Here is a 15,576-nt window from a genome sequence, read left to right as displayed (position 1 = left end):
ACCTCGGCGGACGGAATGTCGAGTATGTCGCGCCAGTGTAGAAGAACGCGGGGCCCCGCCGAGGGCCGCGCGCCGGACGGGAGCGTCCGGTGGCGGCCCGTCGGATGCCGGGACCGTCCCACTGCAGCGGTCGAGAAGAGCGGGACGGCCCGGCACCCGACGGAGATCAGGAACCGTGGGCCGCGATCGCCTTGCGGTACATGCCGGTGACCGTGGCGTGGCCCTTCGGCGGAACGGTGGCCAGGTACTGCACCAGGACGGTCGTGTCCATCCGCGTCCTGGCGGACGCCGCCGGGGCCAGCCCGGTGAGATCACCGCTCACCGCCAGCCTGCCCCGTTTCGCGGCGGAATACGCCTCGTTCTGCTTCACGACGTACCAGACCAGCGCGCCGCGGTCCTTCGTGCGCAGCGCGTACACCGCGTACGGCGCGGCCGAGAACGTCGAGGACAGCGTGACGCCGCGCTTCGCCAGCGTCTGCTCGCCCTGCTTCAGGGCGTCGTAGGTCTCGCTGGTCTTCGGCCCTTTCGCCAGCGCCGACGCCCCCGGCGCCGACGGGCCGCCGCTCAGCAGCGCGGCGTGCGCCGCGGGCAGCCTGGCCGGCGCGACGGGCAGCCCCTTGTCGCCGGCGTCCACCGGGGTGGCGTACCCGTCCGGGTCGAGCGCCACCTTGCTCAGCGAGGCGTCCGCCGGGTACGGGTCGGCGGCCAGCAGCCACGGCGCCCCCGCCTTGGCCTGCGTGAACAGCAGCGCGTGCCGCAGTGTCTGCTTGCCCTTGCCGGTGATCGCGTCGGCCGCGAACCAGTGCGGGTACCCGTGCAGCCGCGGGATGTAGAACACCTGATGGGTGAACTTCAGCGCGGGCGGCCGCTGCCCGATCACGTGCCGCAGCTTCAGCGCGGCCTCGTCCATGGACAGCTGCGGATCGGCTTCGATGCCCGGCAGCCGCCTGCCGTCCAGCTGCTTGCCCACCCGGTTGACCGCGGTGGCGTAGGCGGCCAGCACCTGCCCGGCCTGCTGCTTGGACAGCGCGGGCGGGCCCACGCCGGCCGAGGACGTGTTGTCGTCGCACCCGGCCGCGGCCAGCGCGGCGCCGGCCAGCAGAACGGCCGACAGGAACGTGGACGTGATGTTGCGTGCGGGCATGCAGCCCCCCGTGGATGGAGTCGGTGGATCCGGTCCACGGAAGATAATCGCAGAGTGACCGTGAGATCACTCACCGAATACGAAAACTCGCACGCGGGCGAGGGTCAGGTGGAGGTCTCCTGCTGGCGCATCCAGCGGATCTCGGCCTCGATGAACTCGTCGATGTCGCCGTCCAGCACCGCGGTCGGGTTGCCGACCTCGACGCCGGTCCGCAGGTCCTTGACGATCTGGTACGGGTGCAGCACGTAGTTGCGGATCTGCGTGCCCCAGCTGCTGGTGCCCTCACCGCGCAGCGCGGACATCTTCTCCGCCTCCTCCTGCCGCTTGCGCTCCAGCAGCTTGGCCTGCAGCACGTTCATCGCCGTGGCCTTGTTCTGCAGCTGGCTCCGCTCGTTCTGGCAGGACACCACGATGCCGGTCGGGATGTGGGTGATCCGCACCGCCGAGTCCGTGGTGTTGACGCCCTGGCCGCCGGGCCCGGACGACCGGTACACGTCCACCCGCAGGTCGCTCTCGTCGATGTCGACGTGGTCGCTCTGCTCCACCACCGGGACGACGTCCAGCCCCGCGAACGAGGTCTGCCGCCGGGCCGCGTTGTCGAACGGGGAGATCCGCACCAGCCGGTGCGTGCCGTGCTCCCCGCGCAGCGTCCCGTACGCGTAGGGCGCCTTCACGGTGAACGTCGTCGACTTGATCCCCGCCTCTTCGGCGAAGGACGTCTCGTAGATCTCGGTGGGGTAGCCGTGCCGCTCCGCCCAGCGCAGGTACATCCGCTGCAGCTGCTGCGCCCAGTCGGCCGCGTCCACGCCGCCGGCCTGCGCGTTGATGGTGACGAGCGCCTCCCGGGCGTCGTACTCGCCCGACATCAGCGTGCGCACCTCGAGCTGCTGGATCGCCTTGTGCAGCGCAGCCAGCTCCTCGTCGGCCTCCGCGCGCGTGTCGGCGTCGTCCATCTCCTGCGCCATCTCGTACAGGGTGGCCGCGTCGTCCAGCCGCTGGCGCAGCCCCTCGACCCGGCCGAGCTCGCTCTCCAGGTACGACAGCCGGCGCGTCACCGACTGGGCGCGCTCCTGGTCGTTCCACAGGTCGGGGTCGGCCGACTGCTCGCGCAGCTCGGCGATGTCACGCCGCATGCCGTCGAGGTCCAGCACCTGCTCGATGCCCGCGAGGGTCGAGCCGAGCTCCTTGAGCTGCTCTTCCGGTTCGATGCCTGCCACGCTTCGAGCTTATCGCCGTGCGGGCAGTGCCCGGACGCCCGCGGACGCGCGGCGGATGGCAGAATCACGGGCCGGAGGCAGGGCCGGGAACGGCCCGGCGAGGCGTCGGTGCCGGGGGGCGGTAGTTGCGTAGGATCGCGCGGGCGGTGGCGGCCGCCGTGCTGCTGGTGCCGCCGCTCATGATCGGCGGCTGCGGCGGCGGCGACAAGCCGCGGGCCCGCCCCACGCCGGTCATGCCGTCGACCACCCCGCCGCAGCCGGTGCCGCTGACCCTCGACGTCGCGCAGAAGGCCTTCCAGACCTACATCACCGACGAGGACGTGGCCCGCGCCGCCGCCGACGAGCGGCTGGCGCTGACCTGGACGTCCGACGGGCAGTCCCTGCTCACCGCCGCCGAGTTCCGCAAGGCGGCCTTCGACGGCGACCCGGTGCGCCGCTTCACCTACGGCAAGCCGAAGCTGTACGTGCCGAAGCTGAAGGCCGACGCGTACCCGCAGTGGTTCGTCGCGTCCGTGGACCGATCCGTCGCGGGGGACAAGAAGAGCAAGGAGTCCGCGCTGATGGGCTTCATCCTGCGGAGCCCGACCGACGACTGGCACCTCACGCTGGCGACGGAACTCGCGCCCAAGGCCCGGCTCCCGAAGATCCAGATGGACCCGGACGGCTACGCCGAGCCGCTGAGCTCGGACGACTCCACGGTGCTGATCCGCCCCCGCGACGTCGGCGGGATCCAGGCGACCATGGCCGCCGAGGGCGCCGCCAGCGTCGCCGCCAAGGTCATGGAGACCGGCCCGCTCACGTCCGGCTACTACCAGCAGACCAAGCGCGCCAAGAAGAAGGCCAAGGAGCAGGACCTCACCCTCACCATCGTCTACACGGCCACGCCTTATCCCTACTTCGGGCTGCGCACGAAGGGCGGCGGAGGGCTGATCCTGTACTCGCTGTTCCGCAACAACGCGGTCGTCGGGCCCGGGGCGCCCGGGCCGAAGCCGGAGATCCCGAAGGAGGCCGAGCACCTTCTGGACGGCACCGTCGAGGGCGATGAGATCGACACCACGGCGACGTTCCAGTTCGCCGCCTACGACCCGCCGCGCGCCAAGAAGGGCAAGCCGCAGCCCAAGGCCGAGCTGGTGGCCGACGACGGGGCGATCTCCAAGGCGGCCACCCCGACCCTCAAGAAGCCCTGAGAGCCCCTGGCGGGACGGGCCGTCAGCCGTAGACGCGCTGCAGGACGAGGGCCGCGAACAGCAGGGCCACGAGGACGGCCAGCACGACGGCGGGCGGGACGGAAGGTCCGTGTTGGTGCAGCTCCGCGCGCGCGGCGCGGCAGGTGGGGCAGCGTCCCTCGACCACCGGATTCGAGCACCGAGCGCAGATCAGATGTTCGCAGCTCATGTCGTGGGCCCCACTCTCCGTGAACGGTACGTGGCTCCATATGGGGATACGTCGATCGTCGACCGATTAGGTATCTTTCACCATCATCCAGCGTAGCCGGACTGTATGGTCGTTCCGGCAAGTCCGGGAGCTTGACGGCATGAAACGGCCGGACGTCGGGAGACGGTACATGACACAGCACGGACAGGTCGGGGCCCCGCGGGGCGCCGTCCGCGCCGTCGTCCCGTCCGCGCGCGACACGCCGTTGAACGCGGCGGGCCCCGGGCGTTCCCACCCCACGGAGGGGGACGAGGTAGTTGACTGTCCCCTCTACACTGCTCGAAGGTTCCACGGCCCCCCTGGTCGCGGAGCCGGGCGGCGCAGGTCGCAGCACGCGGACGGCCAGTCCGCGGCCGGCGGCCGGGCCGCTCCCCAACCCCTAGACTGAACCGCCGTGATGCAGCCGTGATCAATTTCGACAACGTCACCAAGGTCTACCCGAGCCAGAACCGCCCCGCTCTCCAGCATGTGAACGTCGGCATCGAGAAGGGCGAGTTCCTGTTCCTGGTGGGCCCGTCCGGGTCCGGGAAGTCGACCTTCCTGCGCCTCATCCTCAAGGAGGAGCGCCCGTCCCAGGGTCACGTGCACGTGGCGGGCAAGGACCTGAGCCGTCTGAGCAACTGGAAGGTGCCGCACCTGCGCCGCAGGATCGGCTGCGTCTTCCAGGACTTCCGGCTGCTCCCCAACAAGAACGTCTTCGAGAACGTCGCGTTCGCCCTCGAGGTGATCGGCAAGCCGCGGCGCTTCATCGGCAAGGTCGTCCCCGAGGTCATCGACCTCGTCGGCCTGGAGGGCAAGGCCCACCGGATGCCGGACGAGCTGTCCGGCGGCGAGCAGCAGCGCGTCGCGATCGCGCGGGCGTTCGTCAACCGGCCGATGATCCTGCTGGCGGACGAGCCGACGGGGAACATCGACCCCGCCACCTCGATCGGCATCATGAAGGTGCTCGACCGGATCAACCGCACCGGCACCACCGTCGTCATGGCCACCCACGACGCCGCCATCGTCGACGCGTTCCGCAAGCGCGTCGTCGAGCTGGAGGACGGACGGGTCGTCCGCGACCAGTCCCGCGGGGTGTACGGCCAGGCGTACTGACCCGGGCCCGGCGCACCGGCCGGCACGAGCCCCCATCGACCACGGCCCGACGGGCCACCGCCGCGGACCCCTCCAGCGGCGGCTCCATCTGAACCCGACGGATCCCACCGGGCGTACGACTCAGGCAGAGGGGACGCCCGCTCAGGGCCCGCACCGCGGAGCCCGTGCCGGCGGCGGGAACAGGCGATCAAGGACAGCGAGGCATGCGCGTACAGTTCGTTATGCAGGAGATCTGGATCGGTCTCCGCCGGAACCTGACGATGACGATCTCACTGGTCATCACCGTCGCCATCGCCATGGCGCTCTTCGGCACCGGACTGCTGCTGCGCCAGCAGGTGGCCGCGTCCAAGGACTACTGGTACGACAAGATCGAGGTCTCGATCTTCCTGTGCGCGAAGACCAGTTCCAACGCCAACTGCCAGAAGCAGGACGTCACCGACCAGCAGCGGTCCGAGATCCAGGCGCAGCTGAAGAAGATGCCGCAGGTCTCCAACGTCCAGTACGAGAACAAGCAGCAGGCGTTCGCGCGGTTCAAGGACCGCTTCGCCGGTTCGCCGGGGTTCGTGCAGAGCACCCGTGAGGGCGACATCCCCGACTCGTTCCGGGTGAAGCTGAAGAACCCGGAGGAGTACAAACCGGTCGCGCAGGCGATGCTGGGGCATCCCGGCGTCGACACGGTGATCAACGAGCAGCAGATCCTGAAGAAGTTCTTCAAGATCCTGAACGGGCTCCAGGCGGCGGCGCTGGGCATCGCGCTGATCCAGGTGATCGCGTCGGTGCTGCTGGTCGGGAACACGGTCCGGCTGTCGGCGTTCAACCGGCGCCGGGAGACCGGGATCATGCGGCTGGTCGGCGCGTCCAACACCTATATCCAGCTGCCCTTCATCCTGGAGGGCGCGATCGCGGGACTGATCGGCGGGCTGTTCGCCTCGGTGCTGCTGGTGATCAGCAAGAAACTGCTGATCGACCGGCTGGCCGGGACGGTGCAGCTGGTCAGCCAGCTCGGCTGGTTCCAGGTGATCATGGTGATCATCGTGTCGATCTGCTTCGGCGTGCTGCTCTGTGCCGCGTCGTCGTTCCTCACCCTGCGCAGATACCTGAAGATCTAGCCGTACTCGTCCGACGGAGCGGCGGAGGGCCGCGCGGCCGCGGTTTTACACTTGCCGACATGTCCGTCCCAGGCCGCATGCTGCGCGGCGCCGCCGTCGCCACCGCGATCCTGTGCGCCTACGGGCTCGGGGTGCTGAGCGGTGAGGGGCGCCCGGACCGCCGGGCGGCCGCGGGCGGGTCGGTGCTGGACGAGGCCGCCGCGAAGATCGGCAGCCGGGCCGCGCGGCCGGTCGGCCGCGGCGAGCTCGACCGCGCCGCCATCGAGGGCATGCTCCGCGGCCTCGGCGACAGGTGGGCCCGCTACTACCCGGCGGCCCGCTACGACGACATGGAGGGCCGCCTGAACGGCCGGTACAGCGGCGTCGGGATCTGGCTCGGCAGCGCCGACGGCGATCCGCGGGTGCGGGTCGCGAGCGTCCAGCCGGGCACCGCCGCCGCCCGTGCCGGCGTCCTCGCCGGCGACGTCGTGACCGCGGTCGGCGGCGCCCCGGCCGAGGGCTGGGACGTGACGCGGGTCGCGGCGGCGCTGCGCGGGCGGCCCGGCGACGCCGTCGAACTCACCGTCCTCCGCGGGCGTCGGACAGAGGAGTTCCACCTCGTCCGCACCCCCGTCTCCGGAGGCGACGTCACCGTGACCGACCTGTCCGACCACGTCCGGCTGATCCGGGTGGGCGCGTTCACCCGCGGCACCGGACGCCAGGTCCGCGACGCGGTGACCGGGCGGTCGCCGTCGGGCGCTCCGGCCGGCGGGATCATGCTCGACCTGCGCGGCGACCCCGGCGGCCTGCTGGACGAGGCGGTCGAGACGGCGTCGGCGTTCCTGCCCGGCGGGCTCGTCGTGACCTACGAACCGCGCGGCGGGCCCGTCCAGCGGCGCACCGTCACCGCGCCCGGCGACGCGCGGACCCCGCTCGTCGTGCTGGTCGACGCCGGGACCGCCAGCGCCGCCGAGGTGGTCGCCGGATCCCTGCGCGACCGGGACCGCGCGGTGATCATAGGATCGCGTACGTACGGGAAGGGCTCGGTGCAGGAGTCGGTCCGGCTGGCCGACGGATCGGCGATCGAGCTGACCGTGGGTCGCTACCGCACCCCGGGCGGCCGTAACCTCGACGGGGTCGGGATCGAACCCGACGTGGCGGTCTCCGCCGACCGCCCTCCCTCAGTGGCCGAGCAGCGCGGCCGGAGCGTGCTGCGCGGCCTGCTCGCGACGACGCCGGACAAGGACTGATCACAGTGCCACGCGACACAGGGCGCAAGCTCATCGCCCAGAACAAGCGTGCCCGCTACGACTACCACATCGACGACACGTGGGAGGCGGGCATGGTGCTGATGGGCACCGAGGTCAAGGCGCTGCGCGCCGGCCGCGCCTCCCTCGCCGACGGCTACGCCCACGTGATGGACGGCGAGGTGTGGCTGGAGAACGTGCACATCCCCGAGTACACGCAGGGCACCTGGACCAACCACGCGCCGCGCCGCCGCCGCAAGCTGCTGCTGCACCGCCGCGAGATCAGCAAGATCATCGCCAAGTCGTCCGAGCCGGGCTGGACACTGATCCCCCTGGCGCTGTACTTCAAGGACGGTAAGGCCAAGGTCGAGATCGGCCTGGCCCGTGGTAAGAAGGCCTACGACAAACGCCAGGCCATCGCCAAGCGGGAAGCCGACCGGGAGATGCAGAAGGCGGCGGCCGCCCGGTTCAGGAGACGGTAAGGGTGTCGATGACCAACCGAGGCCGCGGACGCCTCCCGCGCAGGCGGCTCCCGCGCGGGAGCCGCACCGTGCGCCGCCGCGCCGTCTCGCTGGCGGCCTGCGGCGCCCTCGTCACGACGATGACGACGGGCTGCTGGGCGGAGCCGTCCGCGATGCCCGCCGTCCGCGACTTCCTGATCGCCTGGCAGGTCGGCAACTACCCGGCCGCCGCGAAGAAGACCGTCGGCACCGACCGCAAGGCGGTCGAGTCCGCGCTCGGCGCCGTCCGCGCCCAGCTGGACGCGGCGTCGCTGCGGCTGTCCCTCGGGGTCTCCGACGACCAGGGCCGCGTCGACGACACCAAGGTCAAGGCCATCGCCAAGAACGGCGACGACGCCGACGCCCGGTTCTCCGTGAAGATCGACCTCGGCGAGAACGGGCAGCCCTGGGAGTACCTCGGCCACATGCACCTGCACCGGGTCGGCGGCAAGTGGAAGGTCGTCTGGAACCCCTCGATCATCAACCCGCAGCTCGGCCCCGGCCAGCGCCTCGCGGTGGTCTCCGACGTCCCGAAGCGCGCCCCGATCGAGGACGGCGCGGGCCGCAGCATGCTGCACGAGGTGTACTCCTACGACATCGGGGTGGTCCCCGGGCGCCTCGCCGACGCGCAGGCCACCGTCGACCAGCTCGCCAAGGTGGCCAAGTTCGCCGGCGGCCGCCGGCTGGACTCCGAGCGGCTGCTCGGCCGGGTCCGCTCGGCCCCGCCGCAGAAGTTCCTGTCGCTGCTGACCCTGCGCTACCCGGAGCAGAGCGCGCTGGCCCAGCGGCTGAAGCAGGTCCCGGGCCTGAAGATCAACGCGATCAAGGCGCCGAGCGCCCCGAACTACGCGCCGGAGCTGGTCGGCGAGCTCGGCCCGGCCACCGCCGACCTGCTCCAGCAGGTCGGCGCCCCCTACCAGCCGGGCGACACGATCGGCGTCAGCGGCGTCCAGCTCCTGCAGCAGCGCCGGCTCGCCGGGACGCCCAGCGTCAGCGTCGTCGCGCAGGACGCCACCGGCAAGCAGACGCAGGTGCTGAAGACCTGGCCCGGGATCGCCCCACAGCCCGTCTCCACCACCCTGGACCCGACCGTCCAGCGCAAGGCCGACAACGCGCTCAAGGCGCTGCACTACCCGGCGTCCCTGGTGGCGCTGCGCCCGAACACGGGCCAGGTCGTCGCGGTCGCCAACCACGCCACCGGCGGCGAGAACCGCGCCTTCGAGGCCCACTACCAGCCCGGCCTGGCGTTCGGGATGGTGTCCGCCGAGGCGCTGTTCGAGCAGGGGGGCATGAAGCAGAACACCAAGACGTCCTGCCCCGGCAGCGTGACGGTCGGCGGCAAGACGTTCACCAACAAGGCGCACGCCGACACGGCCTTCGCCAACACCTTCGCCCTCGGCTGCGCGACCACGTTCGCCCAGCTGAGCAGCAAGATCGACGCGCGCGCCCTGCAGTCGGCGGCGTCCCAGCTCGGCATCGGCCGGGGATGGGGCGTCTCCGTCCCCGCGTTCACCGGGTCGCTGCCCCCGCTGAACAGCGAGGGCGCCAAGGCCGCCGCGATGGCCGGCCAGGGCGTCGAGGTCAGCCCCCTCGCGATGGCCCTGGTGGCGGGCGCCGCCCGGACCGGCACCTGGAGATCCCCCTACCTGCTCACCGACCCGCCCAAGGCCGCCGACATCGGCGCGCAGAACCTGCCGTCGGACCCCGTCGCCAACCTGACGACCCTGCTGGGACGTACCACGTCCAAGGGCGTCGCCCGCGCCGCCCACGTCACCAACGACGTCGCCGGCACCGCGGCCACCGCCCAGTACACCGAGGGCGGCAGGCAGAAGACGGTGTCCTGGTTCGTCGGCTCCGCGGGCGAGCTCGCGTTCGCCATCGCGATCGAGGGGCCGTACTCCGCGTCCTCGGTGGCCGCCGCGTTCCTGCGCGGCATCCCCGCCAAGGCCAGGACGGGCACCGGTACCGCAGGCTGAGCGATCCCGCCGGGACTTGGGAATCTCTTTGCCCGGCGGGACGCAACCGACCCGGCCTCCGGGTGCGTCTTCCCGGGTGACTGAGTATCCGCTTGGGGGGTTGCGGACTCGGTCGCAGTGATGAGACCAGAGCCTCGTCTCGGGGGAGGCTCTGCCGTCCGGACCGGCCTGACCCTGCCGGTCGACCCCGGTGGCGCGACTCGCTCGCGCCACCGGGGTTCCTGCGTTCGGGGGCCCCGCGGGCCGCCGGGAATTACGTTGCCCCCGCAGGCGTTATCCTTGTACCGTCATCGTGCGGACGTCCTGCGGCGGCCGCGTTGACAACTCAACATGGGGGTGACCGGCTTCGACTTCGGTCGTTCGAGCCAGGGGAAGCGGGTCGAGGGTTGCTGTCGTGACCTCGTTAATCCTGTGACAGCAAACCAATAACTGCCAACAAGAAGCAGTCCGAGTTCGCCCTCGCCGCCTGAGCGAGGAGCGAACTCTGTCAGCCCGGTAGCGTCTCCGAACCGGGGTCTGGCATCGTAAGGAGACTCCACCTGCAAGCCCGGTCGCGGGGCCTGTAGGGAAAACGAACAGCGACTGAGTCCGTCGGCGACACGCCTGCGTGAGCGCCGGGACTGAGAAAACGCCAAGCAGGCTGCACCCGGAGAAGCCCTAGCTCTTCACCGAAGGACGCGGGTTCGATTCCCGCCACCTCCACGGCACATGAAGCCGCTGATCAGACACGTTCTGGTCGGCGGCTTCTTGCGTCTGCGCCTGCTTTACGCCCACTTTAGGACGACCTCCCCAGCACCTCGGCCGCCTGAGCTGACGCCACGTTGCGCCCCATGTAGACGTCTTGAGTCATGGACGGCTTGGCGTGACCGAGATGGTCGGCGATAGCACGGGCGCTCAGGCCGGCATCGTCCAAGCGCGTCGCCACGGTCCGCCGGAACGTATGGCTGGTGACCCAGCCGAACCGCTCGGCGTCCACGCGGGCGAGCACCTCCTTCAGATCCCGGTTCGCGTTGCTCGGATTCCGCACCCCACCGAACAGACCAGGGAACAGAAGGCCGACGTCTCCGGCCGGCCGCTCGCTGATCTCGCCCTCAGCGGTGATGACCCTGATGACCCGCGCGGCGTGCGGCCATGACGTCGCCATGCGTCGCCGGCACAGTTCGACTACATGCCTAGGTAGCGCGATGACCCGCCAGCCCGCTTCGCTCTTCGGGCGGAGCTGTAGCAGCGTCCCCAACCCCTTCAGGCGCGCCACGGTTGCGTTGACCTCCAACACTCCGGCATCGAGGTCGACGACCTCGGCCCGCACGCCGAGCGCTTCGCCGATGCGCATCCCCGTCCCGTCGAGAAACTCGACCAGGTCGGGGACGTCCAGCTCCGCCGCGCCCTCGTCAGCAGCCACCTTGACGAGCATCGCGGCCTCATCCTCCGGAGACAGCGCTCGCGGCCGTGACTTCCGGCCCGTCGAGATCTTCGCCGTATCCCGCACTGGGTTCGTGGCTAGCGCCCCATGTCGGACGGCCATCCCGAGCAGCAGAGACAGGACCGACTTCGCCGTCTTCGCCGCGCTCGGCCCGTGATTCGTCCGCACAGCCTTGATGAACTTGTCCGCCGTCGGGACGTCGATCTCCCGCATCAGAAGCCCGCCGAGCGCCGAAAGGATGCGCTCCAGCGCCCGCGCGTAGATTTCCTTGGTCTGCTTGCTGAGATCGGGAGAGTCCTCGGCTTCCGCCCACCACAGTTTCGCGGCGTCGCGGAGACGGGTGTCCGCCGTGATCTCGCCGTCAGTCGGTGGGCCGACGCGGTCACGAAGCGCCTCCTTCAGCCGCCGCTCGGCTGCCGCTTGCGTCGCACCGAACCGGGTCACCTCGCGAGTCTCGCCGTCGTAGTCGCGGACGTTCACCCGTGCGCGGATGCGGCGCGGCCCGAGCTTCTGGAAGCGAATCTTCCCGGCCGTGCCCACGGGCAGAGGTGGACGTCCCATAGCTATGCCTCCGGACTCTCGGAGGTGTGGGGCGCGCCGTCCCCGTCGCTATCACCGTTCTCGTTGGCCAGCGAAACGCGACGGACGGTCGCCTCATGAAGCTTGGCTTGTGCCCGCTGCACGTCCTTCTCTGCGCGCTCGGCCTCCTGGCGGGCGGCATCAAGGGAAGCCTTCGCGCGCATGAGCTCTATGCGGCGCGTGCGTATCTCGGCCATCGCCTCAGCCATGTCCGCGTCGCCGGCGCTCTGAGCCTCCGAGATCAGCACGGCAGGATCAACGCCGAGAACGGAGCAGAGCGAGACGAACTCATTGACGCGAAAAGGGCGCTGGCCGGCCTCCGTCTTTGCCGCGGTGGTCTGCAGCCATGAGAACCCGCGGGCTCTCATGGCTTCCGCGACTTCCTGCTGCGCCATGCCCCGACCTTCTCGGATGCTCCGCAACGCTTTGCCAAGCGTCGTCTCGGGTGTCGGCTCACCCCCTGCGCGATGCGTTGGTTGCGTTGAATCCTTCATGAGGTTGGACGGTACACCCTAGGTCGGGTTGACGTACAGACTTCAGCCATGGTTACCTCTCAGGGGTTAGAAGCTCCACCCCCAGGGAGGTTGACATGGGAGTGAAGGCACCCGAGAAGGACGATGACGGGTTCCTCACGACCGAGGAGGTCGCCGCGCGCTACCGCACTGTGCCCTCCACCGTGCGCTACTGGCGTCACATCGGTACTGGCCCGAAAGGCACCGTCTACGGTCGGCGAGTCCTCTACCGCGAGAGCGACCTTCGCGAGTGGGAGCACAAGCAGGAGGACGCCGGCGGGGAGGCGGCATAGATGCCTACAACGCGAAGCGGCGCGCCCCCCGCCAAGGAAACGCGCCGCCCACAAGAACCGGGCTCGACCAGGACCACCGGCATCGCCAGAGTAGCCGAGACTCCGCTTCTGGCGGTGATGTACGCCCCGGCTGGCGACAGGACGCGATGGCTGGCGATCGTCGAGATCTGCCCGCGCTGCAAGCGCGGCCACCACTTCTACGGCTCTCAGACTGAGCCGCCGCGGGTTCGTTCGTGCTGTGGGCGGACCTACGTGCTCCACCCGGTGTACGGCGGGAACTCTGAGCCGCCGGAGGGGATCCGATGAGCGCGCCCGACGTCCGCGAGGTCGCCGAGTGGCTGCGGTCGCGGCACGGCCTGGCGCTGTTCGCCGTCGACCATCCCGCGCTGTCGCAATGCGCCGGCGCGCACCGCCCGGACCGCCCGTGCGACGGGAAGCGCGGCAAGCACCCGTGCGGGCGCTGGTCGCGGGACGCCACGAACCCGGGCCGTCTCGCTGCGGAGCTGCGCCGTGGGCCCCGGAACCTCGGTATCGCGTGCGGCCCGTCCGGGCTGCTGGTGATCGATGAGGACAAGCCCGGTGCGTTCACCGCCTACGCGACCGAGAACGGCCACCAGGTGCCCGGCACGTTCACGGTGAAGACGAGCAAGGGCGCGCACTTCTACTTCCGGCAGCCCGCCGGTAGTCCGGTCGGGAACTCGGCCGGGGCGCTGGCAGGCCGCGGGATCGACGTGCGCGGCGCCGCCGGAATGGGCGGGTACGTCGTGGGGCCCGGGTCGGTGCATGAGACCGGCGTGCTGTACGAACCGGTGGACTCCGCTGCTTCGATCCTCCCGGCGCCGGAGTGGCTGGTGTCCGCGCTGCGGTCGCCGCGCCCGATGCCACAGCGCGCCCCGAACGGCGCGCCGGCGGGCCGCGGGCACCGGATGGGCGCCCGTCAGTTCAAGGTGTTGACCGGTCTCGTCCAGGTGGTGCTGGATGCTCAGCCCGGGGAGCGGAACAACGCTCTGTACTGGGCTGCTTGCCGCGTCCGGGAGCACGCCGAGTATGGGCTGTTCGCCGCGTCCAGGGGCCGCGCCGCGTTGCTGCAGGCGGCGCTACGGATCGGGCTTCCGGAAGCCGAAGCTCAGCGGACGCTCGACAGCGCCGAGCGCGGCGCGCGGGGAGGCGTTGCGTGACCTCAGACGAAGCCGCGGAGATCGCGGGAGAGCACGTCGACAAGAACGGTCGCGGCCCCTCGCAGGCGTCGCAACTGGTGTCCGTCGCGCGGTCCCGGTTCGACCTGTTCATGTCCGACGACGGCCGCCCGTACGCGGTTCGCTTGGACGGCCCGAACATCGCGCTTCCGCTGCGCGGTCGGGCCGGTCTGCGGTCGCTGCTGGCCAAGATGTACGCCGACGACCAGGGCGGCGCGGTCCCGTCGCAGTCCGCGCTCGCCGACGCGATGACGGTGCTCGAGGGCGTCGCGCAGTCCAGCGAACCCCGCACGCCGCACCTGCGGGTCGCGCGGCACGGAGACTCGATCGTCGTCGACCTGGGGACCACGGACGGCCGCTGCGTCGTCGTCGGCCCGGACGGGTGGCGCCGCGAAGCCAAGTCCCCGGTCCTGTTCCGCCGTTCCGGCGCCATGAAGGCGCTTCCGACACCGGTCAGTGACGGTGACGGGCTGCAGAAGCTCACGGCGCTGCTGAACATGAAGGACGAAGCGGCGCGCAAGCTGATCGCGTGGCTGGTCGCCGCGTTCATCCCCGATCTACCGCACCCGATCCTGACGTTCCGCGGGGAGCAGGGGACCGGCAAGTCCAAGACTGCTCAGGTGGTGATCGGGCTCGTCGACCCGTCCGGTGCGCCGAAGCGGACCGCGCCGCGGGACATCAAGTCGTGGGCGACGCAGGCGTTCAACTCGTGGGGGCTGTGCCTGGATAACGTGTCGTACATCCCCGATTGGCTGTCGGACGCGCTGTGCCGCGCGGTCACCGGAGACGGCATCGTTGACCGGGCGCTGTACACCGACGATGACGTGGTCGTTTTGGAGTTCCGGCGGGTGCTGGCGTTGACGACGATCGACGCCGGGGCGCTGGCCGGCGACCTCGCCGAGCGGCTCCTGACCATCGAGCTCGCGCTCATCAGCAAGCGGGACCGGCGAGAAGAGAAGGAACTTGACCAGGCGTTCGCCGATGCGCACGCCGCGATCCTGGCGTCTCTGTTCGAGTTGCTCGCCCAGGTGCTCAAGGTGCTCCCGGATGTCACCTTGACCGAGCGTCCGCGCATGGCGGACTTCGCGCGGGTCCTCAAGGCGGTCGACCAGGTCAAGGGCTGGAACACGCTGGAGTCCTACACCGCCGGCGCCCGCGACGCTGTCGCGGACGTGCTCGAGGCCGAGCCGTTCGCGCAGGCTGTGGTCAAGCTCGTCGACCAGCACGGCGAGTTCGAGGCGACCGCGCAAGAGATCCTCGACCAGGTCGACACTCCGGCGAAGCTGCCGAAGAAGTGGCCGAAGGACTCCACCCGCGCGGGCGGGCAGCTCCGCCGGTTGGCGCCCGCGCTGCGCGAAATCGGCATCGAGTACGACGACAGCGACCGGCAGCCCGGCGGGAACCGGTCGCGGCTGTACAAGCTCGCCAGCACCGAGGAACGGCGCCGCCGCACCGGGGCGTGCCTGAAGTGCGGGACTCCGCTGGACGAGAAGTTGCGGAAGGCGGGTGAGACCCGTCATGCCGGGTGCTGAGTGGCGACGACATCAGAGAGAAGGCGCATTCCAGCGCCCACAGCGCCCACAGCACCCGGTACGCCTGTTGACCTGCAAGAACGCGCGGGTGCTGTCTCGGGGGTCAGCACCCGCACCGGGTGTTCGCAGCACCCGCGCGGGTGCCGCGCGGGTGCTGCGGGCGCTTCGCCGGGTGCTGCCGATTCACGCAGCACCCGCACCGTGCATATGCGCTGACCTGCACAAACTATGCCTTGCGGGCGCTGCGGGCGGTCCGGGCGCTGAAATACAGCCACTCTCTAAGGACGACCAGGCGTGACCGGGGTCAGTGCCCGTGTCCTGGCGCTTCTCGACGAAGCCG

The 15,576-nt window shown here is 70.5% G+C and carries 14 protein-coding genes and 1 other RNA gene; 10 read left to right on the top strand and 5 right to left on the bottom strand.

Going from position 1 to position 15,576, the window contains the following annotated elements; all coding sequences use genetic code 11:
- Nucleotides 1-166 precede the first annotated feature (166 nt).
- Both amrb99_RS31765 and prfB read right to left on the bottom strand, forming a co-directional pair.
- On the bottom strand, nucleotides 167-1,144 hold the full coding sequence (locus amrb99_RS31765; protein WP_190863031.1) for a hypothetical protein: 978 nt from the start codon (nucleotides 1,142-1,144) through the stop codon (nucleotides 167-169).
- A 104-nt stretch (nucleotides 1,145-1,248) separates the two neighbouring features.
- The gene (gene prfB, locus amrb99_RS31760) at nucleotides 1,249-2,361 is read right to left on the bottom strand and encodes a peptide chain release factor 2 (protein WP_190863029.1); all 1,113 of its coding nucleotides are present in this window, start codon (nucleotides 2,359-2,361) and stop codon (nucleotides 1,249-1,251) included.
- A gap of 125 nt (nucleotides 2,362-2,486) precedes the next feature.
- On the opposite strand from prfB, the gene amrb99_RS31755 reads away from it, so the two are divergent.
- The gene (locus amrb99_RS31755) at nucleotides 2,487-3,548 is read left to right on the top strand and encodes a hypothetical protein (protein WP_190863027.1); all 1,062 of its coding nucleotides are present in this window, start codon (nucleotides 2,487-2,489) and stop codon (nucleotides 3,546-3,548) included.
- 22 nt (nucleotides 3,549-3,570) lie between these two features.
- On the opposite strand, the gene amrb99_RS31750 is transcribed toward amrb99_RS31755, so the two are convergent.
- A complete protein-coding gene (locus tag amrb99_RS31750) occupies nucleotides 3,571-3,756 on the bottom strand; it encodes a hypothetical protein (RefSeq protein WP_190863025.1) in 186 nt (61 codons plus the stop codon).
- Nucleotides 3,757-4,200: 444 nt separating this feature from the next.
- Between amrb99_RS31750 and ftsE the strand changes: the two genes are divergently transcribed.
- The 6 genes from ftsE (at nucleotide 4,201) to ssrA (ending at nucleotide 10,406) form a co-directional block, all read left to right on the top strand.
- Entirely contained in the window at nucleotides 4,201-4,890 is a 690-nt protein-coding gene (gene ftsE / locus amrb99_RS31745) for a cell division ATP-binding protein FtsE (RefSeq protein WP_151541270.1), read from the top strand.
- Nucleotides 4,891-5,093: 203 nt separating this feature from the next.
- A complete protein-coding gene (ftsX, locus tag amrb99_RS31740; protein WP_190863023.1) occupies nucleotides 5,094-5,999 on the top strand; it encodes a permease-like cell division protein FtsX in 906 nt (301 codons plus the stop codon).
- Nucleotides 6,000-6,058: 59 nt separating this feature from the next.
- The gene (locus tag amrb99_RS31735; protein WP_190863021.1) at nucleotides 6,059-7,228 is read left to right on the top strand and encodes a S41 family peptidase; all 1,170 of its coding nucleotides are present in this window, start codon (nucleotides 6,059-6,061) and stop codon (nucleotides 7,226-7,228) included.
- Between the two features lie 5 nt (nucleotides 7,229-7,233).
- Nucleotides 7,234-7,707 (top strand): SsrA-binding protein SmpB, encoded by a 474-nt coding sequence (gene smpB / locus amrb99_RS31730; protein ID WP_190863019.1) that lies wholly within the window; start codon nucleotides 7,234-7,236, stop codon nucleotides 7,705-7,707.
- Between the two features lie 8 nt (nucleotides 7,708-7,715).
- A complete protein-coding gene (locus amrb99_RS31725; RefSeq protein WP_241756111.1) occupies nucleotides 7,716-9,701 on the top strand; it encodes a penicillin-binding transpeptidase domain-containing protein in 1,986 nt (661 codons plus the stop codon).
- Nucleotides 9,702-10,033: 332 nt separating this feature from the next.
- Nucleotides 10,034-10,406: a transfer-messenger RNA gene (ssrA, locus tag amrb99_RS31720) on the top strand.
- A gap of 70 nt (nucleotides 10,407-10,476) precedes the next feature.
- On the opposite strand, the gene amrb99_RS53390 is transcribed toward ssrA, so the two are convergent.
- Nucleotides 10,477-11,664 carry a site-specific integrase gene (locus amrb99_RS53390; RefSeq protein ID WP_190863017.1) on the bottom strand — a complete coding sequence of 396 codons (1,188 nt, stop codon included), beginning with the start codon at nucleotides 11,662-11,664 and terminating at the stop codon, nucleotides 10,477-10,479.
- Nucleotides 11,665-11,687: 23 nt separating this feature from the next.
- Complete coding sequence (locus amrb99_RS31710) at nucleotides 11,688-12,197, bottom strand: helix-turn-helix transcriptional regulator (protein WP_277820083.1); 510 nt, start codon at nucleotides 12,195-12,197, stop codon at nucleotides 11,688-11,690.
- Nucleotides 12,198-12,292: 95 nt separating this feature from the next.
- Between amrb99_RS31710 and amrb99_RS31705 the strand changes: the two genes are divergently transcribed.
- The 3 genes from amrb99_RS31705 (at nucleotide 12,293) to amrb99_RS31695 (ending at nucleotide 15,236) form a co-directional block, all read left to right on the top strand.
- Complete coding sequence (locus amrb99_RS31705; protein WP_190863013.1) at nucleotides 12,293-12,508, top strand: helix-turn-helix domain-containing protein; 216 nt, start codon at nucleotides 12,293-12,295, stop codon at nucleotides 12,506-12,508.
- Between the two features lie 302 nt (nucleotides 12,509-12,810).
- Nucleotides 12,811-13,686: a bifunctional DNA primase/polymerase gene (locus amrb99_RS31700; protein WP_190863011.1), complete on the top strand. Its 876-nt coding sequence runs from the start codon at nucleotides 12,811-12,813 to the stop codon at nucleotides 13,684-13,686.
- Nucleotides 13,683-15,236: an ATP-binding protein gene (locus amrb99_RS31695; RefSeq protein ID WP_206700180.1), complete on the top strand. Its 1,554-nt coding sequence runs from the start codon at nucleotides 13,683-13,685 to the stop codon at nucleotides 15,234-15,236. The genes amrb99_RS31700 and amrb99_RS31695 overlap by 4 nt, the downstream gene beginning before the upstream one ends.
- The last annotated feature ends 340 nt before the right edge of the window (nucleotides 15,237-15,576 follow it).

It is taken from the genome of Actinomadura sp. RB99 (assembly GCF_014706005.1).
Classification (GTDB): domain Bacteria; phylum Actinomycetota; class Actinomycetes; order Streptosporangiales; family Streptosporangiaceae; genus Spirillospora.
The sequence above is the reverse complement of the archived record's forward strand: the minus strand, read 5'-3'. Positions and strand labels throughout refer to the sequence as shown.